Source organism: Paenirhodobacter sp. YD-8, assembly GCF_056590935.1.
In genome coordinates, this window is the sequence record NZ_CM152649.1 from 3091465 (window position 1) to 3112017 (window position 20553).

At 68.0% G+C, this 20553-nt stretch carries 19 protein-coding genes, 2 tRNA genes and 1 pseudogene; 4 read left to right on the top strand and 18 right to left on the bottom strand.

What is annotated here, in order from left to right:
- Positions 1–3: 3 nt before the first annotated feature.
- The 4 genes from AC0QTQ_RS15010 to lysA form a co-directional block, all read right to left on the bottom strand.
- Entirely contained in the window at positions 4–900 is an 897-nt protein-coding gene (locus AC0QTQ_RS15010; RefSeq protein ID WP_480257234.1) for an ABC transporter permease, read from the bottom strand.
- Positions 900–1835 carry an ABC transporter permease gene (locus AC0QTQ_RS15015; RefSeq protein WP_480257235.1) on the bottom strand — a complete coding sequence of 312 codons (936 nt, stop codon included), beginning with the start codon at positions 1833–1835 and terminating at the stop codon, positions 900–902. The genes AC0QTQ_RS15010 and AC0QTQ_RS15015 overlap by 1 nt, the downstream gene beginning before the upstream one ends.
- 134 nt (positions 1836–1969) lie before the next feature.
- Positions 1970–3553 carry an ABC transporter substrate-binding protein gene (locus tag AC0QTQ_RS15020; RefSeq protein WP_480257236.1) on the bottom strand — a complete coding sequence of 528 codons (1584 nt, stop codon included), beginning with the start codon at positions 3551–3553 and terminating at the stop codon, positions 1970–1972.
- A 100-nt stretch (positions 3554–3653) separates the two neighbouring features.
- A complete protein-coding gene (lysA, locus tag AC0QTQ_RS15025; RefSeq protein WP_480257237.1) occupies positions 3654–4970 on the bottom strand; it encodes a diaminopimelate decarboxylase in 1317 nt (438 codons plus the stop codon).
- Positions 4971–5130: 160 nt separating this feature from the next.
- Here lysA and AC0QTQ_RS15030 point away from each other — a divergent pair, with 160 nt between their 5' ends.
- Entirely contained in the window at positions 5131–6021 is an 891-nt protein-coding gene (locus tag AC0QTQ_RS15030) for a LysR substrate-binding domain-containing protein (RefSeq protein ID WP_480257238.1), read from the top strand.
- 806 nt (positions 6022–6827) lie between these two features.
- Here AC0QTQ_RS15030 and AC0QTQ_RS15035 read toward each other — a convergent pair.
- The 3 genes and pseudogenes from AC0QTQ_RS15035 to AC0QTQ_RS15045 all read right to left on the bottom strand — a co-directional run bounded on the left by AC0QTQ_RS15035 (position 6828) and on the right by AC0QTQ_RS15045 (position 8623).
- A tRNA-Ser gene (locus AC0QTQ_RS15035) sits at positions 6828–6917 on the bottom strand.
- A 150-nt stretch (positions 6918–7067) separates the two neighbouring features.
- Positions 7068–7696, bottom strand: a pseudogene (locus AC0QTQ_RS15040) (FMN-binding negative transcriptional regulator).
- 60 nt (positions 7697–7756) lie between these two features.
- The gene (locus tag AC0QTQ_RS15045; RefSeq protein WP_480257239.1) at positions 7757–8623 is read right to left on the bottom strand and encodes a LysR family transcriptional regulator; all 867 of its coding nucleotides are present in this window, start codon (positions 8621–8623) and stop codon (positions 7757–7759) included.
- A 99-nt stretch (positions 8624–8722) separates the two neighbouring features.
- Between AC0QTQ_RS15045 and AC0QTQ_RS15050 the strand changes: the two genes are divergently transcribed.
- Positions 8723–9655, top strand: coding sequence for a DMT family transporter (locus tag AC0QTQ_RS15050; protein WP_480257240.1), 933 nt, complete (start codon positions 8723–8725; stop codon positions 9653–9655).
- Here AC0QTQ_RS15050 and AC0QTQ_RS15055 read toward each other — a convergent pair.
- The 5 genes from AC0QTQ_RS15055 to AC0QTQ_RS15075 all read right to left on the bottom strand — a co-directional run bounded on the left by AC0QTQ_RS15055 (position 9649) and on the right by AC0QTQ_RS15075 (position 14607).
- Complete coding sequence (locus AC0QTQ_RS15055; RefSeq protein WP_480257241.1) at positions 9649–10620, bottom strand: Csu type fimbrial protein; 972 nt, start codon at positions 10618–10620, stop codon at positions 9649–9651. The two genes, AC0QTQ_RS15050 and AC0QTQ_RS15055, sit on opposite strands and share 7 nt — an antisense overlap.
- Positions 10617–13004: a fimbria/pilus outer membrane usher protein gene (locus AC0QTQ_RS15060; RefSeq protein WP_480257242.1), complete on the bottom strand. Its 2388-nt coding sequence runs from the start codon at positions 13002–13004 to the stop codon at positions 10617–10619. Before AC0QTQ_RS15060 ends, AC0QTQ_RS15055 begins: the two co-directional genes overlap by 4 nt.
- Positions 12982–13689: a fimbrial biogenesis chaperone gene (locus tag AC0QTQ_RS15065; RefSeq protein WP_480257243.1), complete on the bottom strand. Its 708-nt coding sequence runs from the start codon at positions 13687–13689 to the stop codon at positions 12982–12984. Before AC0QTQ_RS15065 ends, AC0QTQ_RS15060 begins: the two co-directional genes overlap by 23 nt.
- A gap of 20 nt (positions 13690–13709) precedes the next feature.
- On the bottom strand, positions 13710–14243 hold the full coding sequence (locus tag AC0QTQ_RS15070; RefSeq protein ID WP_480257244.1) for a Csu type fimbrial protein: 534 nt from the start codon (positions 14241–14243) through the stop codon (positions 13710–13712).
- Positions 14244–14530: 287 nt separating this feature from the next.
- Positions 14531–14607, bottom strand: a tRNA-His gene (locus AC0QTQ_RS15075).
- 128 nt (positions 14608–14735) lie between these two features.
- Between AC0QTQ_RS15075 and AC0QTQ_RS15080 the strand changes: the two genes are divergently transcribed.
- Positions 14736–14972, top strand: a complete 237-nt coding sequence (locus AC0QTQ_RS15080; protein WP_121532657.1) for a DUF6324 family protein — start codon at positions 14736–14738, stop codon at positions 14970–14972.
- On the opposite strand, the gene AC0QTQ_RS15085 is transcribed toward AC0QTQ_RS15080, so the two are convergent.
- The 6 genes from AC0QTQ_RS15085 to AC0QTQ_RS15110 all read right to left on the bottom strand — a co-directional run bounded on the left by AC0QTQ_RS15085 (position 14956) and on the right by AC0QTQ_RS15110 (position 19000).
- The gene (locus tag AC0QTQ_RS15085; protein WP_480257245.1) at positions 14956–15426 is read right to left on the bottom strand and encodes an MmcB family DNA repair protein; all 471 of its coding nucleotides are present in this window, start codon (positions 15424–15426) and stop codon (positions 14956–14958) included. The genes AC0QTQ_RS15080 and AC0QTQ_RS15085 overlap by 17 nt on opposite strands.
- A 320-nt stretch (positions 15427–15746) precedes the next feature.
- On the bottom strand, positions 15747–16097 hold the full coding sequence (locus AC0QTQ_RS15090; protein WP_480257246.1) for a hypothetical protein: 351 nt from the start codon (positions 16095–16097) through the stop codon (positions 15747–15749).
- A gap of 126 nt (positions 16098–16223) precedes the next feature.
- Complete coding sequence (gene nusB, locus AC0QTQ_RS15095; RefSeq protein WP_480257247.1) at positions 16224–16724, bottom strand: transcription antitermination factor NusB; 501 nt, start codon at positions 16722–16724, stop codon at positions 16224–16226.
- Positions 16721–17272 (bottom strand): 6,7-dimethyl-8-ribityllumazine synthase, encoded by a 552-nt coding sequence (locus tag AC0QTQ_RS15100; RefSeq protein WP_480257248.1) that lies wholly within the window; start codon positions 17270–17272, stop codon positions 16721–16723. Before AC0QTQ_RS15100 ends, nusB begins: the two co-directional genes overlap by 4 nt.
- A gap of 1 nt (position 17273) precedes the next feature.
- A complete protein-coding gene (gene ribB / locus AC0QTQ_RS15105; RefSeq protein WP_121532647.1) occupies positions 17274–18407 on the bottom strand; it encodes a 3,4-dihydroxy-2-butanone-4-phosphate synthase in 1134 nt (377 codons plus the stop codon).
- The gene (locus AC0QTQ_RS15110) at positions 18404–19000 is read right to left on the bottom strand and encodes a riboflavin synthase (RefSeq protein ID WP_480257249.1); all 597 of its coding nucleotides are present in this window, start codon (positions 18998–19000) and stop codon (positions 18404–18406) included. The genes ribB and AC0QTQ_RS15110 overlap by 4 nt, the downstream gene beginning before the upstream one ends.
- Positions 19001–19201: 201 nt before the next feature.
- On the opposite strand from AC0QTQ_RS15110, the gene AC0QTQ_RS15115 reads away from it, so the two are divergent.
- The gene (locus AC0QTQ_RS15115; RefSeq protein WP_480257250.1) at positions 19202–20488 is read left to right on the top strand and encodes a capsule biosynthesis protein; all 1287 of its coding nucleotides are present in this window, start codon (positions 19202–19204) and stop codon (positions 20486–20488) included.
- Positions 20489–20553: the final 65 nt, after the last annotated feature.

The window sequence follows — 20553 nt, forward strand, 5'->3', positions numbered from 1 at the left end:
GGTCTAGTCCTTCATCGACGGGTCGAGGGCGTCGCGCAGCCCGTCCCCGATGAAATTGAAGGCGAGCACGGTCAGCAGGATCGCGATGCCCGGGGAGATTGCGACGCTCGGGTTCTGGAACATGTATTCCTTGCCCTTCGCCACCAGCAGGCCCCAGCTTGCTTCGGGCGGCTGCACGCCCACCCCCAGGAAGGAGAGGCTCGATTCCCACATGATCGCCTCCGGGATCGACAGCGAGAAGAGCACGATCAGCGTTGGCACCACATTGGGGAAGATATGGTCGAACATGATCCGGCCGCGCGAGGTGCCATTGGCACGGGCCGCCTCGACGAATTCCTTCTCGCGCAGCGCGAGGGTCTGCGCCCGCACGACCCGCGCCACCGAGGCCCAGCCGACCAGCGCCAGCGCGAGGAAGATGTTCAGCAGGTTCGCGCCCAGCGTATACATCACCACCATCGCCAGCAGCAGCGAGGGAAAGGCGATCATCATGTCGGCGAGCCGCATGACACCGAAATCGATCCTGCCGCCCAGATAGCCGCTGAGGATCCCCATGAAGGTGCCGATCACCAGCGAGATCAGGCTCGGCACGATGCCCACGACAAGCGAGATCCGCGCGCCGTAGAGGATCCGCGTGAGCACGTCGCGGCCGAAATTGTCGGTGCCCAGCCAGTAGGTGGTCGAGGGCGGAAGAAGTTGCTCGTCCAGCGCCACACGATAGGGGTCGTGCGGGCTGATCCAGGGCGCGAAGATGGCGCAGAAGATCAGGAACAGCACAAAGACGAGGCCGGTCATCGCCATCCGGTTCCGGCGGAAGGCACGGACCGTGTCACGCAGGAAGCTTGCCTCCTCGAGCACTTCGGGGGTGGCGAGATCGGTGGTCAGATCGGGAGAACGGGTCATCACGTCTCTTTCCTCATCTGGGCACGGATGCGGGGGTCAAGGATGGAATAGAGGATGTCGGCCACCAGGTTGCCGAGAATCACCAGCACCGTGGCGAACAGGACTGCCCCCTGCAGCAGCGGCATGTCCCGCGACGAGATTGCGCTGACCGTGATCCGCCCGACACCGGGGATCGAGAAGATCGCCTCGGTGATGACCGCGCCGGACAGCAGGCTCGCCACCTGGATCGCCATGATCGTCACCACCGGGATCAGAGCGTTCTTCAGCGCGTGGCGGGTGATGACGCCGGATTCGCGCAGCCCCTTCGCCCGCGCCGTGCGGATGAAATCCAGTCGCATCACCTCGAGCAGGCTCGAGCGCGTCAGCCGGGCGATCACCCCGGCCGAGGACCAGCCGAGCGCCACGGCGGGCAGGACCATGTATTTCCAGCCGTAGAAGCCCGACACCGGCAGCAGCTTCAGCTTCATCGCGAAGATGAATTGCAGCAGCAGCGCAGACCAGAAGATCGGCATCGACACGCCGAGGAGCGAGAAGCCCATGAAGAACCGGTCGACCAGGCTGTCGCGCCGGACCGCCGAAAGGATCCCGACCGGAATTCCGATGCTCCACGATACCAGCGCGGCGCAGACCGCCAGCATCAGCGTGTTCGGAAAGGCCTTCAGGATCAGGTCGGTGACCGGACGGTTCAGCTTGATCGACGTTCCCAGATCGCCCTGAACCGCATTCCACAGGAAGCTGAAGTAGCGCACGATCAGCGGATCATCGAGATGCATCTGGGCCCGCACCCGCGCGACCACGTCGGGGCTGGCGTGTTCCCGCATCATCAGCTCGATCGGGTCACCGGGCACCACGTTCATCATCAGGAACAGGATGATCGTGATCCCGATCAGCACCGGGATCGACACGAGAATGCGTTTGAGCGCAAACATCAACATCGGTGGAATGCTCTTTCTGCGACGCCCGCAGAATGCGGCGGCGCTCGGGCGTTTTCGGAAGGGGCTGGGCCGAAACAGAGGCCGGGGCACAGCGCGGTTTCACGACGCGCATGTGCCCCGGCGGACAGGCTCCGTTACTCGACCTCGACGTTGTAGTAGCTCATGTCGCTCCAGCCGTTCCACGGAACGACGAAATGCTTCACCCGCGGCTGCACGACATAGCTGTGATCAAGGCTGAACATCGGCACCCAGGCGGCATCCTTGTCGACGATCTGCGCCGTCAGATCCTGATAGACCTTGCAGCGCGCCTCCGGGTCGGTCATGCCGCGCGCTTTCTCGATCGCGGCAAAGACCTCCGGATCGTTGTTGTTGTAGGCACGCGTCTTGGTGCCCGCCTCCGAGAAGAAGGTGTAGAAGAAGTTGTCGGGATCGTTGAAATCGGCCGACCAGACCTGGGTATAGGCGTCGGTCTCGCCGGCCTTGCGCGCGGCAAGATAGGCCGCCTCGTCCGTGGTGACGAGATGCGCCCTGAACCCGGCTTCGGCCACCTGCGCCTGAATGATCTGGTTCATGTCGGACCAGCGCGACGACCAGCTCGACACCTGTTGCAGGTTGATGTCGACCCCGTCCGGATAGCCGGCCTCGGCCAGCAGCTCCTTGGCCTTGGCGGGGTTGTATTCGATCGGCTTCGCCGGGGTATAGCAGGTCAGCCCGCGCGGCATCACGCCATCCTCGAGCTTGCCCCGGCCGTAGAAGTTCTTGTCGAGGATGGTCTGCCGGTCGATCGACATCTGGAACGCCTTGCGCACTCGGACGTCGTCGAAGGGCTTCTTCGCCTGGTTGATGTTGTAATAGTAGATGCCGACGCGCGGCCCCGAGACGATATGATCCTTCCACTGCTCCGAGCCGTAGAAATAGGGCGTCTGGGTCGGGGCGTAATCCATGTCGAACACGTCGATCTCGTCGGATTCGAACAGCATCCGCAGCGTCTCGGGGTCCGAGACCACGCGGATCAGCAGCCGGTCGAGCTTGGGCCGTCCGCGCCAGTACTCGTCATTCGCCTCGAGCATCTGGCTGTCGTTCAGCGTATAATCGCGCAGGATGAACGGGCCGGTGCCGTTGGTGGTTTCCGGCGTCAGACCGAACTGGTCGCCCGCGGCCTCGGTGAAGGCGCGGTTGTAGATCGAGGCACTGGGCGCCGCCAGCAGCGCAAGAAAGGCGGCATAGGGCTTGGTCAGGGTGATCTGGACCGTCTGGTCATCGAGCGCCTTCAGGCCCGACACGCTGGCGGCCTTGCCGTCGAGCCGGTCCTCTGCGCCGGCGACGAAGGTCAGGATGTCGGTGCTCAGAGCCTTGGTCGCGGGGTTCAGCATCCGATCGAAGGTGTAGACCACGTCATCGGCGGTCAGCACCGCGCCGTTGTGGAACTTCACGCCCTTGCGCAGATGGAACGTATAGGTCAGCCCGTCGTCCGAGACGTCCCAGCTTTCGGCCAGACCGGGAACCAGTGCCGACTGCCCCGGCCCGGTGGTTTCCGATTCCACCAGCCGGTCGAAGATGTTCAGCGGCAACGTGTAAAAATCCGTCGTCATCTGCGCATCGGCGCTTTTCGGATCGTCGAGATAGGACACGCGCAGCATGTTCTCGGCCAGCGCGGGCGACAGCAGCATCAGGCTGGTCAGCCCCGTGGCCAGTAGCAGATTCAGTTTCCCGGTCATGTGTTTCCTCGTTCTGTTGGGTTGTCGCCATCGGATTGGCGCCTTGCGACTTTATTTGCACGGAGGCACCTGTCGCACGGCACCCCCTTCCCCGGTCTGTCTAGCCTGCGCTTTGCCAGGTGCCGGGCGTTTCCAGCTTCAGCACCTCGCCGATCCCCTCGCGGCGCCGGATGATGCGGAACCTGTCGCCTTCCACAAGAACTTCGGGGATCAGATCCCGCGAATTGTAGGTCGACGACATGGCGGCACCATAGGCTCCGGCATCGCGGAACGCCAGCAGGTCTCCGGGGCGCAGCGCGCCCAGATCGGCGTAAGTTCCGAAATCATCAGAACTTTCACAGACCGGCCCGACCAGGCGCACGGGCGGTTGCGCGGGGGCGATCCGCGGCGGGTGGACGGTCGTGACCGGATGGTGGGCATCGTAAAGCGCGGGGCGCATCAGGTCGTTCATCGCGGCATCGAGAATGGCGAATTCCGCCCCGTCGCCGGGTTTCAGGTAAAGCACGCCTGACACCAGAACCCCGGCACCCGCGCAAAGCCATCGGCCGGGCTCGATATTCAGCGCCAGATCCAGGTCCCCGACCGTCTGGCCGATGATCCGCGCATAGTCGGCCAGATCGGGGCCGGGCCGACCCGCAGCGCCGATGCCGAGCCCCCCGCCCAGATCGAGCCGCTCGACCTCCAGCCCGGCCGCGCGCAGATCGCGCACCAGCCCGGCCATGGCCTCCCAGGCGTGGCGGAACGGCGCAAGGTCGAGGATCTGCGAGCCGATATGCACCGCCAGCCCGACCACGCGCAGCTCGGGCCGCGCCGCAGCCGCGGCATAGAGCGCCGGGATTGCGTCAAGGGCGATGCCGAATTTGCTGTCCTTGCGGGCGGTGGTGATCTTGGCATGGGTCAGCGCATCGACATCCGGGTTGACCCGCAGCGCCACCGGCGCCCGCAGCCCCAGTTCGCGCGCCGCCGCGGCCACGGCCTCCAGCTCGGCCGGGCTCTCGACATTGATCTGGCCCAGCCCCGCCCGAAGCGCGGCGCGGATCTCGGCGCCGGTCTTGCCGACGCCGGAAAAGATGATGTGCTCCGCCGGCGCGCCGGCCGCCAGCGCCCGCGCCATCTCGCCGCCCGAAACGATATCCATGCCGGCGCCAAGCGCCGCGAACTCGGCCAGAACGTTGATGTTGCTGTTGGCCTTCACCGCAAAGCAGACCGTCACGCCATGCGGGGCGACGGCCTCGGCCAGCGCGGTGTACTTGTCCCGCAGGGCCGTTGCCGAATAGGCGTAGAACGGCGTGCCGACAGCGGCAGCGATACGGTCGAGCGGTACGTCCTCGATCGCGAAGGTCGTGTCACGGCGGCTGAGCCGGGTGTCGGCCAGGGGCTCGCAGGGGCAGGCGGGGATCGGCGTGGCCAGGGTCATGAGGTGTCTTCATCCATCGGCGTTTCCATAGCTCTCCCAGATGTTTTTATGCACTCAAAATGTTATATTGAATGTGTTCATTCACTTTCGATATATACAGGACAACGTGGGGGGCCGAATGAAGCTGAATCAGCGCCAAATCGATGTTTTCAATGCGGTGATGATCAACAAGAGTCTCACCGCAGCTGCCGTGAAACTGGGCAGTTCGCAGCCGACGCTCAGCCGCGAGCTGCGCGAGATCGAGGCGCGGCTGGGGTTCGACCTGTTCCTGCGGTTCGGCAAGCGCCTGACGCCGACGGAACAGGCGCTGCTGCTGCACGAGGTCGTGCTGCGGTCCTTCGTCGGGCTTGACGAGATCGGGCGCGCCGCCTCGGCGATCCGCAGCCATAATGCCGCAAGTTTCCGCATCGCCAGCATTCCGGCCTATGCGGAATCGATCATCCCGCGGGTGATCCAGAGATGCCTGAAATCGCCGCAAGCCCTGCATTTCTCGATTCATTCGCATGAAGAGCCCTCGCTGCGGACCGAGATGACGACGCAGGTCTTCGACCTGTGCATGGCCGAGAGCCTGTTCGAACGCGACAGCGCCACAAGCGAGACGATATTCGTCGGCGACATGGTCTGCGTGCTGCCGCAAGATCATCCGCTTGCCCCGCGCAAGATCCTGTCACCGCAGGACTTCGCCGGGCAGCCCTTCCTCTATTTCAGCCAGCACGATCCCTACCGCCACAAGCTCGATCTCATGTTCCAGGCGGCGGGGGTCGCACGGGACTATGCCGCCGAGACGACCACCGCCTCCGGCATCTGCGCCATGGTGGCGGCGGGGCTGGGGGTCTCGATCATCAACCCGCTGACTGCGGCCAGCCAGATCGGCGGGCGGGTCGTGTTCCGCCGCCTGTCACACCCCGTCCCCTATCACCTGTCGCTCTGGCACCCCGAGCGCACGAACCGGCTGGCGCAGATCCGACGCTTCATCACCGCCCTGCAGGAGGTGGCCTCCGAGATGGCCACCGAACTGGACAGTCTCCTGCTGCGCGGCGTCACCAACTGACCCCGCGCACAGCGTCGCCCCGATCGGGTCACGTCCCGGGACGAGCCCCCGCTTCGTCGGACGGTATCGGGCACGTCCGATGGGAGCTCCCGCCGCTGAAACCGTCGCCGCACCGCGCGGGGGGGGGGGGCGAGAACGAGCGGCCAGACCGCCAACTGGCGTGGCCTTGCCCCGGCGCCGGAGCGCACTGCTTCCCGCCCGTCTGGCTCGATCGGAACAGGGCGGCCGCGCCTTACGACCGCCGCGGCCGCTGGCCGGCAATCGCAGGCCCGCAGTGAGGCGGAGGCGGGAAAGCCGGGCGCGACCGGAGCGAAGAAAGACCCAGCCGTCTGCACCAGACGGGGCCCTCATCAGGCGGGCCATTCTCGAGGCCCGGATCGCGATCCCCCTGCCCTGCGGCGGCATCCGAGCCTGTCGGATCTGTAGCGCGAGCAGATCGCGGATCTGGCGAGCGCCCCGGATCAGCCGGAGCCGAAGCGGGAGGCGACGGGAATCCCCCGGGGCTGATTTCCGAAATCCCGATGATGCCCGACGATGCGGCGTCCGGAGGGCATGAGATCGAACTTGTCGGGGACCTGGCAGGGATTTTGTCGTTGTCGGATCTGGACACGACAAATCCCCTGCGGCGTTGCTGCAGCAATCGGCGTCAAGGCTGACGATCCACTTCCCCACAGTCTTCAAGCGTCGCAAAAAGGTGGAGCAAGTCGTGCAGCGGAACAAGGCGCCCGGGATGCCCTCCCCTCGAGGCCATTCCGATCAAGCGTATTGTATTCACATGAGAAATAATCGCACCCCGCAGCGGGTGGTGGCGGAGACGAAGGGATTCGAACCCTCGAGACGGTTTCCCGCCTGCACCCTTAGCAGGGGTGTGCCTTCGACCACTCGGCCACGTCTCCGCCGACCCGTTTAGCGACACGCCGCAGCATCGGCAAGTCGAAATCGTGCGCCGCCGGCGCGTCGCGTCGCCGGGCGAGGCAACAGCACCCGGCCGACCGGGTCAGCGGCAAGGCAACGGCCCGAAACCGCCACCGCCAGATCCGGGCAGGTCACTCGCTTCGGGGCAGGCGGGCCTCCATGTCGGCGGCCATCGCGGCGTGGCCGGTGCGACGCAGGCCCTCGATGGTGCCGAGGTAAACGCGCGCCTCGCGGTTCTGGCTCAGCTTCGCCTTCGCCACGGCCCGCGTCGCCGCGAGGCGGAAGGCAACGATGCCTGCCAGCATCTGCGCCATGTAATCGGCCGGCGCATCGGCCATCCGCCAGGCGTCCTTGCCGTTCACGCGCCGCTCGTGGCTGTGTGTCAGCAGCCCGACGGCCGCGCGCCTGGCGTGCTCGTCGTGCTGGAGGGGGGTCGTGCCATGGACATGGACCCCCTCATAATTCCAGGTCGGCACATGCCGGTGATGCCCGGGCTTCGAGGGGGAGAAGCCGGGCGAGACATCGGCATCCTCGCCGCGAAAGATCGCCAGAACCTCGCCCCCTCCGGGATCAGCCGGTGCATCGGGTTCGCCGCCGCGACATGACCGATGAGCGCCCCGTCAGGCGCCCTCAACACGGGGATGTGGTTCGCGATCAGCCCGTCCTCCGTCTGCGCCACGATGCAGGCAAGTGGCGCGACCTTGATCAGCGCAGCGATGCGATCTGCGTCAAGCTCCTGAAACTGCAGGGGAACATACATCGTGGCCTCCGTCTGGCTGGAGCCGCAGCATAGGACAGTCTTGCGGACCTGTCGCCCCCGTCAGGGCTCTTCCAGCGCGCGGCGCTGCGCGGTGATCGCCGAGGCGATCGCATCGGCCACCGCCCGCACCCGGCGCGAGGCGGCGAGATCGGCGTGAATCGCCAGCAGCACCGGCCGCGCCATCCGCCCGCCCTGCGGCAGGGTCTCGGCAAGCAGCCTGAGCCCGGCGCGGCGGGCCAGGAAATGCGGCAGCACGCCGACCCCCAGCCCCGCCGCCACCGCCGTCACCTGCGCCTCGAGCGTGTTGACGGCGAAGCGGCCGCCCTCTCCCGCCCCGAAGGCGCGCGACCAGGCGAGCGGCGTGCCGAGGCTGGCAAGATCGGGCCAGCTCACCTGCCGCACGGGCCGCGCCCCGTCCGCCGGACCATACAGCCCGAAGCCCATCACCGCGAGCCGCCGCACCGTCAGATTGCCGCTCTCCGGCTCGACCATGCGCAAGGCAAGGTCGGCGTCGTGGCGGTGCAGGTTCACCGTCATCGGCGAAAAGCTGATCTCGACATCAAGCCCCGGATTCGCGGCCAGAAGCGGGGCGAGCGCCGGCACCACGAAGGGCGAGATCAGGCTCTCGATGCTGGCCAGCCGCACGAGGCCGCGGATCTCGACCTGCGCCTCGGCCTCGCGCCGCATCTGCTGTGCGGCAAGCTCCATCGCCTCGGCCCGCGGCAGCAGCGCCGCGCCCTGATCGGTCAGGTCATAGCCCTGCTGATGGCGCAGGAACAGCGGCAGGCCCATGCCCTGCTCGACCCGCTCGATCCGGCGCGAGATCGTCGCCACCCCGATGCCAAGCTGTCGCGCCGCCCCCGACAGCGTGCCGTCCCGCGCCAGCGCAAGGAAAATGCGGATGTCGTCCCAGTTCAGCCGATCCATGGTCTTTCCGTTTTCGGAAAACAGGTGAAAGAAGCTTGCCATATTCAGCATGGGAACGGAATGGCAGACAGGGGCATTCCCACCTGATGGAGACCCGAGATGTCCCTCACCGACCTGACCGAAAACCCCCACGCCGAGACCCGCCGCATCGAAGGCTCCGCCTTCGTGCTGAGCGCGCTGGCCGCGGTGTTCTGGGGCTCGAATTTCGAAGCGACGCGGATCGTTCTGCAGGAGCTGCCGCCCTGGAGCGCCGCCGCCGGGCGCTTCGTCTTTGCCGCGCTCGGCATCCTGCTGTGGCTGCGCCTCGCCGAGGGGCCGGGGCTGCGGGCGTTGCGGCGCAATGCCCTGGCCTTCCTCGTGCTGGGCGTGGTGGGGGTCGCGGGCTTCAACGCCGCACTTTTCCTTGGCATGCGCACCTCGAGCCCGGTCACCGCGGCGCTGATCATGGGGACGAGCCCGCTCACCACGAACCTGCTCGAGGCGCTGATCGGCGGACGCTGGCCAGCCCGGCGGGCGCTTTTCGGCATGGCGATCAGCCTGATCGGCGTGGCGCTGACCGTCGGCGCCTTCTCCGGCGCGCGCTTTGCCCCGGGCGATCTGCTGATCTTCGCGGGCAGCCTGGCCTGGGCGCTTTACACCATCGGCTGCCGTCGCTGGGTGCGGGACGCCAGCCCGCTTGAGACCTCGGCCTGGACGATGCTCGCCGGGGCCGTGACGCTATTGATCGCCGCCTTCGCCCTCGAAGACCCGCTCGCGATCGCCGCCGCGGCCTCGCCCACCGCCTGGGGCGCGATCCTGTGGATGGCGCTGATCGGCTCGGTGCTGGCCTATCTGTTCTGGCAGGTCGGGATCTCGGTGCGCGGCCCCGCGGCGACCTCGGTGCTGTTCAACCTGGTACCGGTCTCGGCGCTGCTGATCGCCGCGGCCTTCGGCCGGATGCCGCATCTGACGCAGGTGATTGGCGTCGCGGTGGCGATCTTCGGCGTGCTGCTGGCAAGCGGGCGGATCGGCCGCCGCCCGCGCGCTCAGTAGGTCACCGTCACCACGACCGTATCGGAATAGGCGCCAGGCGGCGGTGTCGCCTGCGCCGGAACCCGGCCATAGACGGTGAAGGCCTGCGCGGCGCCCTGCCCCGCGCCGGACTGCGCCAGCCCGTCGGCAAGCGTGCCCCAGTCGAGGCTGCGCGCGGCATCGCGGTAAAGGCGATAGCCCACCGCATCGCCCGCGGTGCTGCGCATCTGCCGGTCGGTCGGACCGCTGCCGTAGAACCCGTAGTTCAGCCCGACATCGAAGGCCGAGCCGAGGGTGCAGGTGACGCTGATCGCACTCGTCGCATCAAGCGCGGCACTCAGCACCCCGGTCGTGCCGAAGTCGAGATCGCCCGCCGTGACCAGACAATCGGGCGGCACCGTGGCCGAGACGGTGAAGCTGAAGCTCGCGCTGCGGTTCACGCAGAGCAGCAGCAGGTTGCAGGTGCGATAGTCGACCCGCACGTCGATCGGGTCGCGGCTGAAGACCGAGGCATAGCTGCCCGGCGCCACCCCGCTCTGCCCGCCCGGCACCCGGCCATAGATCGGGATGTCGACGCCGGTGGTGGTCAGCAGGCTGAGCAGCGAGCCATCGCTGAGGGTGATCGGCGCGCCGCCGTAACTCCAGTAATTCGAGCCGAGCACCTGGCTGCGCGCCGCGTCGCGGTAAAGCTGATAGTTCAGCGCCGTCGCGGTGGTGCCGCTGACCATCTGCCGCGCACCGCTGCTGGCGCCGCCCAGACCCTCGCCGATGTTGATGGTGATGGTGATCGAGGACAACAGCCCGAGGAACGTCGAGCAATCCGCGTGGATGATGCCGCTGCTGTCGGTGGGGCCGCCGCCCAGCACGTCGACCGCACCGAACACCACATCGGTCGCCGAGAAGCTGCAGCTTTGCGCCTGAGCGGCGGCGGTGGCGCCAAGCCACAGCAGCAGGGCGCTCAGCAGCGCGGTGATGGCCTGTCTCATTGGCACAGCACCCCGCGGATCTCGGGGATCGTGCCGGGCGTGTCGACATAGGGAAACTGTGCCCGGCAGCTGTGGCCGTCGGGATAGCTCACCGCGATCTCGTTCGCGGCGCCAAGGCCAAGCGCATAGACGAGCCCGTCATAGCCCACGAGGATCGGCTCGCCCGTGCCATTGACCAGCGCCGCGCCGCCCACCGGCAGGGCCGCGCCCGCGGCATCGACAAGACCGACCAGCGCGCCATGCGCCTCGGTCTCGACGCCGAAATCGACGGTGACGCCGTTGCGATAGGCGGGACGGACGATGCGCCGGGTCTCGCCGGTCACCGCATCCAGCGGCAGGCTTGCGGTGTCGATGGCAAGGCTGTTGCGCTCATAGGAGCGCAGGTCCGGCACCAGCAGACGCCCCCCCGGCCCGGTGCGACCGACGGCGCGGTTCTCCGCCTCGACCGCGACGCCCGGCGCGCCGGCATCGACCACGGCGAAGGCGTCATCGATCCGGCGCGACAGGAACAGCCCGCCCCCCGCCGCGACCAGCGCCCCTTCAAGGCGCAGCCCGGCGCCCGAGCTTTCGCCATAGCGGCGCAGCGCCACCTCGGCCCGGCCGAGCCGGCCGGTATGCGCCAGCCGCGCATCGGCAAGCCCGCCGTCATCAGTGCGGCCAAGCTGCCCGCGCCAGTCCCAGCCCTCTTCCCGCAGGCCACTGCGGCCCGAGGCGGACAGGCTGCTGCGCGCCGCGCCACCTCGGCTCTCGACCGTCGCCCCGGCAGTGCCGCGCCGCCCGAAGGGCAGCGACAGGCCGAGCCCGACCACGGTATCGGCGCCGTCCCCCTGCACCGAATAGGCCGACAGGTTCAGCGACCCTTCCGCGAAGAGCGGCCGGCTGTAGCTGAGGCCAAGGCTGCGCTCGGCACTGCCGTCGGTGCGGCCAAGATCGGCGGCAAAAAGACTCATGCTTGCGCCGCCGGCAACGGTGAGCGGCACCGAAAGCGCAACCTGCCCCAGATGGCGCAGCGGCGCCGAGCCCGGCGGGCCCGCCGCGGGGGTCTCGGCACTGACCGAGGCGATGTCGTCGAATTGCCCCCAGCTGCGCTGCGCCCGGCCCGAAAGCTGCACCCGGCCCAGATGCACCCGCCCCGAAACCTCGGCCAGACGGCCGTGATCGGTGGCGGTGCGGCTGTCGGCGACGGTCACCGCCGCGGTGCCGCGCGTGCCGAGACGGAAGGTGGCGCCCAGCCCGGCAAGCTGCAGCCCCTCCCCGGCTTCGCCGTGAAACTGCAGCGTGACCGCATCGCTCAGCCCATAGCGCAGCGAGGCGACGCCATACTGCCCCTCGCCATAGCGGTCATCCTCCGTGCCGATGCCGAGCCGCGGCCGGCCAAGCGCCAGCGCGTAATCGAGCGTGCCACGCCGCAGCAATTCGTCCGAGACGAGAAAGGGCAGCGCCACCTGCACCTCGTGGCCGGTGACGTCGCGCAGCACCACGGTGGCCAGCCCCGAACCGGTCGGCAACGGCAGGTCGGAAATCGAGAACGGCCCCGCCGGCACGTCGGCCGCATAGGTGCGGATCGAGCCGGAATAGACCTCGACCGTCGAGGGCACCTCGGCGCTGCCGGAATAGGACGGCAGGGGCAGCGTCACGCGGTCGGGGCGCAGCGCGAAATTGCGCTCGATCATCACCCCGCCAAGCCGCACCGCACGCGACCAGCCCGGCCCGCGGCTGGTGATGTCGCCGAATTGCAGCTGCGCCGCGCGCCCCGGGAAGGCAGAGCGCCAATAGGTCTCGAGCCGGCGATAGCGCAGCGCCTCGCCGGTGCCCCCGGTCAGCGCGAAACCGTGGCTGACCGCCCCGAAAGGGGTGAAGAGGCGCGCGTCGAAACTGCCGGACTGGCTCTCTCCCGCGGCCCCGTCCCCGCCGTAGGTTTCCAGATCGAGCAGGTAGTTCAGCACGAGGCCGACGCCGGTGTCGACGGCGGGCGGGCCATCCTCTTGCGCCAGCGGCACGGGCGCGCGCGCGCTCAGGGCGCGCGGCGCGCGCGCCGCGGCCGCCGCCTCGAACCGGATCGTCTGCGCCGCCTCGTCAAGCGACCAGTCGAGCCCGGGCAACGCATCGAGCGGCACGAGGCCGGTCCGCGCCACCGGGTCGGGCAGGATGCCGCTGCCACGCAGCTCCTCGGCCTCGGCGCACAGCGTGCCGTCCATCCCTTCGCGGAACTCCGCGATCAACTGCATCGGCGCGCCGTTGACGAAGACCTCGAGGAACAGCGCGCGGGCGGCCGGATCGGCACAGGCCGCCTCCTCCGCCCGCGCCGGCGAGATCAGCGACAGCGCCAGCAGGACCGAAACCCCGCGCAGCCGCCCCCGTCTATTCCCGCCCGACCGGCACATCGAGCGCCCCGAAGTTGGTCTGCGCCCGCAGCCGCATCGCGCCGCTGCCCAGCCGGCCCGAGCCGATCGGCCATTGCATGACCGAGCCGCCGAGCACATAGCCAAGCAACCCCGGTCGGCGCACCGCGCCGCCCAGCGTCACATCGGCGATGCGCAGATGCAGATCTCCGGTGTTGCGCGCGACCAGCACCGCCCCTGCCCCGCTGCCCCGGATCGACCAGCGCAGCTGTGGCGCGCTCGCGCCGGCGCCGACGAAGAACACCGGCAGCCGCAGTTCGGTGGCGAAATTCACCCGCCCGCTGCGCGTCATGCGCCGGTCCGGCACCTCGTCGACGATGACGCGATAGGCCTCCTCGCCGCGGATCCGCTCCTTGGCCGTGCGCACCACCCGGATCGTCTGGCTCGCGCCCGGCGCGATGCGGGTCATCGGCGGGCTCACGACCACATCGCGCGTCGGCTCGAGGCTCTCGCGGCCATTGCGCTGCACCCAGCGATAGACACGGGCCTGCACGGTCATCACCGCGCTCCCCTCGTTGCGCAGCGCCAGCTTGCCCGCCGCGGCGGGCGCCACCACCTCGAGCAGCACCGGCGCCACGCGCAACCCCTCCGCTGCGGCCGCGAACGGCAGCAGCCCTGACAGCACGGCCGCGCACAGCGCGCCGCGCAGGAACGACAGCCCCCTCATGGCTCCTCCGGGCCGCGGTTTCAGAAGGTCACGGTGACCGCCACGGTGTCCGTATAGGTCCCCGTGGCTGGCGTGGTCTGCGCCGGAACCCGGCCATAGATGGTGAAGGTCTGGGTCGAGCCGGTGCCGCTGCTGCTGACGGTATCCGTGCCCACGACATCCCCCCAGTTGACCGTGCGACTGCCATCCTGGAACATCTGGTAATCGATCGCGCCGCCGGCGCCGGTCATCTGCCGCGTCGTCGTCGTCGCCCCGCTGGTGCTGCCGGCGTTCAGGCCGATGTTATAGGGGGTGGACGGCGTGCAGACCACCTTGAGCTCGCTGCTCGTGTCGATCGCCGTCGTCAGCGCGCCCTGGGTGCCGAAATCGAGGGTGTTGGTCGCCGTGATCTTGCAATCGTCCGTGATGGTGATGGTGACACCGAAGTTGTCAGTCGCCGTCAATGCCGAGGCGCCCGTCGCCATCGCCAGCACGAAGACCGCGGCACAGGCCCCTTTCGGAAAGTTTGCAGCAAAGGCAGCAGCGGGAACACGCCCGTGTCCGAGAGGTCGCATGGAAACTCCTGCATTCATGGAAATGGGTTGGCGCAAAAACACGCGCGACAGTCACTGAACTGTGAGCAGCCTAGTCCCGAAACACAACTTTGGCGAGAAATTGCCGCTACGTCAGGTAATTTCCGCACAGTGCGACACGGCTGCATCATGTGACACTGGACCGCAGGCGCCGGGGGCAGCCGGACAGCGGTTCCCCGCCGGTCGGAAGAGGTCCGATCAGCACGGCAGACACCGCACCAGGTCCGAGAACCTGCGAAGCGGACGAGGCATTCAGGGAATGGGGGAGATGGTACCGCCTTCCCGGTTCGAACGGGAGACCCCCAGATCCACAATCTGGTGCTCTAACCAACTGAGCTAAGGCGGCACTGCGCGGGGATTTAGCGGCAGACGCGCGGGATTGCAAGGGGCGGAAACGCCCCTTTCGGCATTTTCCGTTGCTTCGCGCCCGGCTTGGCGTTAGCCAACGTGCTCGACAGTTGCGGAGGCCACCCCATGAGCATCAACAAGCAAAGCGACATCGCCGGTGACCTGCAGATCGGGCCGACCGATCACGGCATGGTGCGCATCTACATCGTCGGCGAGGATTTCGAGTTCCCCTTCGACTTCGACCCCGAAGAGGCCGAAGACATCGCTGAGGAACTGATGGCCGCGGCCGAGCAGGCCCGCGCCATCGCCGAGGACCAGAGCGGCAAGTCCGGCAAGGGCCAGAAGCCTAAGGGTAAAAAGTAACCCCCACCGGCCCCGGCGCCAGCGGCAGGCCGGGGTCGGTGCGCCCCTGCAGCCGCAGCGCCGCGGTGCGGGCAAAGCCCTGCGTCACCGCCTTGCGCCGCGCCGGCGCCAGCCGCACCTCGGGCGCCATCCGGGCGATCTCGCCACCGAAGCGGTCGGCGCGGATCAGCCCGGTGTCGGCGGGCAGGATCTCGGCCGGAAAATCGGCATCCACCGCCCAGAAGAAGCGGTCGGCATAGTCGAGATAGCCGTGCCACTTGTGATCCGAGGTGAAATCGGCCCGCCCCGACTTGCACTCGACCACCCAGATTTCGCCCTTGCGGCCAAGCGCCATCACGTCGACGCGAAGCCCCGGCTTCGGCACCAGCTCGGTCACGCAGGCGAAGCCGTGATCGACAAGGCAGCGGCAGGCGCCGCGGGCGAGAAGCTGACCGGGGGTGAGATCCTGGGACATGGGGCGAATGTGAACGAAACGTAAACATTTGTCCAGCCCGCAAAGCCCGCCCCTGCCCCCTTGCCGAAGCGCGGTCACACGCCTATCTCTGGCCGTGGCGGTTACTGCTCTTCGCGTCAATGGGGCCCTTTTCCAGTGGCCGATAACCATTCCTGAGGGGGCTGGCTCTGTCGAGATCCTGGTCTCGTTACCTGGCCCCCACCTGACTTGTCAGGCTCTCGGGAAATTCACGCCCCGACGGTTGCTGCGGTTTCCGCCACCCAATGAAAAAGCCCCCCGCAGCGCGGAGGGCTTTTTTCGTTCCGGGACGCGCGCGCGGATCAGCGCGGCAGGCGCTGCACCTTGCGGCTCGTCTTCGCCTCGACCGGCACCGGAATCGGCGCCAGCTGCACCGCGGTGTCGAGCCCGGCCGGGATGCCGTCGCGCTTGCCGCCGCCCGGGGGCGTCTCGTCCTCGGCCATGCGCATGATGGTGATCGCGAATTGCACGCCGGCAAAGACCACCGTGTTCGCCAGGAAGAGAATGGCCACCGCGATATAGCCGATATCCGACGACAGGATCAGATGGCGCAGATGCGCGACGTCGAAGCCAAGCAGCAGACCGACGAAGGCGGCCGAGAGGCCGGCGCCGAAGATGACATTGCGGATATAGAGCCGGACGAGTTCGGGCATGACGATTCCCCTTTCGTTACATGCAATGTAACGCATGTCTGACAAAATCAAACAGTCCGGAATGCCGCAGGGGAAAATTCTTTTCCCGAAACGGCGAAGGCCCGCCGGCCGGGCGGGCCTGCCGGCTCAGAACGCCTCGGGCCGGATCTCGCGGGCCATGTGATCAAGCACGGCATTGACGAATTTCGGCTCCTTGCCTTCGGGGAAGAAGGCGCGGGCGACCTCGACGAATTCGTTGATCACCACGCGGACCGGCGTCGCCGGGTTCACCAGTTCCGCCCCGGCGGCACGGAAGAGCGCGCGCAGCACCGGGTCGATGCGGTCGATCGGCCATTTCGCCACCAGCGCCCGGTCGGTCGCCTGGTCGATCTTCGCCTGCCACATGACCGCATCGTCAAGCAGCCGGCGGAACAGGTTCATGTCGCCTTCCGCCAGCGCCTCCTCGCCCTCTTCGAGGGCAAGGCCGAAGCGATAGTTCTCGAACTCGAGGGCGACGCGGTCCACCCCCTGCCCCGCGGCTTCCATCTGGAACAGCGCCTGCACCGCATAGAGCCGCGCGGCGGATTTCATCCGGCGCTTCTCCTCGGGGGTCAGCTTCTGCGGGGTCTCGGGGGCGGTGTCGGTCATGCTTGGCTCGGTCCTTCGGTCTCGCCGGCCAGGCGGAACGACTCACCCTGCGGGCGGAAGCCGATCCCCTGCGTCCGGCCTGCCCATTTGCGCGACAACGCGACAAGATGCAAGGCCGCAGCGGCAGCACCGCCGCCCTTGTTCTGATCGGCCGGGTCGGCGCGGACCTCGGCCTGGGGGCGGTTCTCGACGGTCAAGATGCCGTTGCCGATGCACACGCCCTGCAGGCCGAGCATCGTCAGCCCGCGCGAGCTGTCGTTGCACACGGTCTCGTAATGCGTGGTCTCGCCGCGGATCACGCAGCCGATCGCGACGAAACCGTCGTAATCGGCCATCCGCGCCGCCATGCCGATCGCCGTCGGGATCTCGAGCGCGCCGGGCACCTCGATCACATCGACGACCGCGCCGGCCTCGGCCGCCGTGGCCTTCGCCCCGGCGATCATGTTGTCGGCGATGTCGCGGTAATAGGGCGCCACGACGATGAGCAGGCGCACCGGCTTGTCGAAGACCGGCAGCGGCAGGGTGTAGTGCTGTTCGTTCGCCGCCATCTCAATACCCCCGCGTGCCGTCGATCTCGAGCCCGTAGCCGTCCAGCCCCACCACCTTCGGCAGGCCCGAATTGGTCAGCAGGATCAGCTTCGACAGGCCGAGCGCCGACAGGATCTGCGCGCCGAGCCCGTATTGGCGCAGCGTCTGCGGCGAGGTCTCGCCGGGCTGGGCCATCTTCATCGAGGTCTCGCGCAGCAGCACGACGACGCCGCGCCCCTCGGCCGCGATCGCCTCCATCGCACGCCCCATCTCGCCGGCCTTGGCCGGGTTCAGACCCAGCACGTCGGCCATCGGATCGAGCGCGTGCATGCGCACCAGAACCGGCTCGGGCGTGGTGATGTCGCCCTTGGTCAGCACGATGTGCTCGGCGCCCTCGGTCTCGTCACTGAAGACGCGCATCGACCAGTCGCCGCCGAAGGCCGAGCGCACCGGCTTCTGCGCGGTCTCGCGCACCAGGTTGTCATAGCGGCGACGGTAGGCGATCAGATCGGAGATCGTGCCGATCTTCAGCCCCTGACGCTGCGCGAAGGCCACGAGGTCGGGAAGGCGCGCCATCGTGCCGTCCTCGTTCATGATCTCGCAGATCACGCCGGCGGGGTTCAGCCCGGCAAGCCGCGCGATGTCGACCGCGGCCTCGGTATGGCCGGCGCGGACGAGCACCCCGCCCTCGCGGGCGCGCAGCGGGAAGACGTGGCCCGGCGTGGCGATATCGGCCGCGCCCTTGCCGGCGTCGATCGCGACGGCAATGGTGCGGGCGCGGTCATGCGCCGAGATCCCGGTGGTCACGCCCTCGCGCGCCTCGATCGAGGTGGTGAAGGCGGTCTCCTGCCGCGACGAGTTGTTCGCGCTCATCAGGCTGAGGCCGAGCGCATCGACGCGCGCCCCGGTCAGCGCCAGGCAGATCAGCCCGCGGCCGTGCATCGCCATGAAGTTGATCGCGTTCGGCGTCGCCATCTGCGCCGGGATCACGAGGTCGCCCTCGTTCTCGCGGTCCTCGTGATCGACAAGGATGAACATCTTGCCGTTGCGCGCGTCCTCGATGATTTCCTCGATCGAGGAAATCACGTCGGAATAGCGCTTTTCCACCGGACCGGGCGTATCGTGAAGGCCGGACTTGTCCACCGGTTGCGTCATGCGTTCCACTCCTGCAGCCGCGCGACATAGCGTGCGAGCGTGTCGATTTCGAGATTGACCGGGTCGCCGGGCTGCGCCGCGCCCCAGGTCGTCGCCGCCTTGGTATGCGGGATGATGTTGACGCCGAAGGTCGTGCCCTCGACCTCGTTGACGGTCAGCGAGGTGCCGTTGAGCGCGACCGAGCCCTTCGGCGCGATGTATTTCGCCAGCACCTCGGGGGCGCGGAAGGTGAAGCGGGTGCTGTCGCCCTCGTCGCGCATCGCGACGATCTCGGCCACGCCGTCGACATGGCCCGAGACGATATGCCCGCCCAGCTCGTCGCCCACCTTCAGCGCGCGTTCGAGGTTGAGCCGCTTGCCCACATGCCAGGAATTGCGCCCGATGCTGGTCTTCGACACGGTCTCGGCCGAGATCTCGACGTCAAACCAGTCCGCGCCCTTGGCGATCACCGTCAGGCAGACGCCGTCGCAGGCGATCGAGGCGCCGATGTCGACGCCCTCCATGTCGTAATGGCAACCGATCCGCGCGCGCAGGTCGCCCGCCTGATCGAGCGCCCGGACCTCTCCCATATCGGTCACGATTCCGGTGAACATTCGCATCCCCTTGCTCTGGCGCACCCTGCCTAGCCCGCACCGCCCGTTCACGCAAGGCCGGCGCCGCACAGCGCCTGCGCGAAATGGCCATCGCGGCCACGCTTTCGCCCCATTGCGGCCGCGCTTGCCCGGCAGGATCGGCGAATTCCCGTGACAGCCCCGGGATTTCGCCCCAGAAGGGGAGCAGTTCCGGAACCGCCGATGCATCGTTACGCCGACCGCACCTTCCTTTTGCTGCAGGGCCCGCACGGCCCCTTCTTCCACCAGCTGGGGCGGATGCTGGCGGCTGCGGGCGCCGGGGTCTGGCGCGTCGCCTTCAACCGCGGCGACGAGGCGTTCTGGTTCGATGCGGCCACGCTGATCCGCTACACCGGCGCCCCCGAGGACTGGCCCACCCGCATCGCCGCGCTGATCGCCGAGAAGGGCGTGACCGACCTTGTCCTTTACGGTGACACCCGCCCGATCCATGCCGAGGCGATCGCGGCCGCCCGCGCCGCCGGGGTGACGGTGCATGTCTTCGAGGAAGGCTATCTGCGCCCCTATTGGGTGACCTACGAGCGCGGCGGCTCGAACGGCAATTCGCGGCTGATGACCCTCGGCGTCGCCGAGATGCGCGCCGCGCTTGCGCAAAGCGAGATCGAGTTCCCCGAGGCCCCGCCCCGCTGGGGCGACATGCGCCACCACATCTTCTATGGCGCGCTCTACCATTTCTTCGTGATGGCGCTGAACCGGCGCTATGCCGGCTTCCGCCCGCATCGCGACATCACCGTGATCGAGGAGTTTCGCCTCTACCTGCACCGGCTGCTGCTGATGCCCGTCCACCGGATCGAGCGGGCGCTTGCCACGCTGCGGGTGCGGCGGGGCGGCTTTCCGGTGCATCTGGTGCTGATGCAGCTCGAACATGATTCGAGCTTCCGCATGCACTCCTCCTTCGCCTCGCAGACCGAGTTCGTGACCCTGGTGATGGAGGGCTTCGCCGCCGGCGCCCCGGCCCATCACCATCTCGTCTTCAAGGCCCACCCGCTCGAGGATGGACGCGCGCCGATCACCCGCGCGATCCGCGAGGCGACGGCGCGGCTTGGCCTGACGGGCCGGGTGCATTTCATCCGCGGCGGCAAGCTGGCCGGTCTGCTCGCGCAGGCGCGCAGCGCCGTCACCGTGAACTCGACCGCCGCACAGCAGGTGCTGTGGCGCGGCCTGCCGCTCAAGGCCTTCGGCCGGGCGGTCTTCGACAAGCCCGAATTCGTCTCGGCCCAGCCGATCGCCGAATTCTTCGCCAGCCCCCGCCGCCCCGACACCCGCGCCTATCGCGACTATCGCCACTACCTGCTGGAAACCAGCCAGGTGCCGGGGGGCTTCTACTCCACCCGCGGCCGGCGGATCCTGCTGCGCCAGGTCGTCGACATGATGCTGTCGCCCGAGGACCCCTATGACGCGCTGACCGCCGGGAACGCGGCGCCCCGGCAACAGTTGCGGGTGGTCCGCTGAACAGACTGGTTTTTTCTTGCGGTTTTCGTTAACTTCAGCCGCAAAAGCATAAAAGCGCCCCCGCG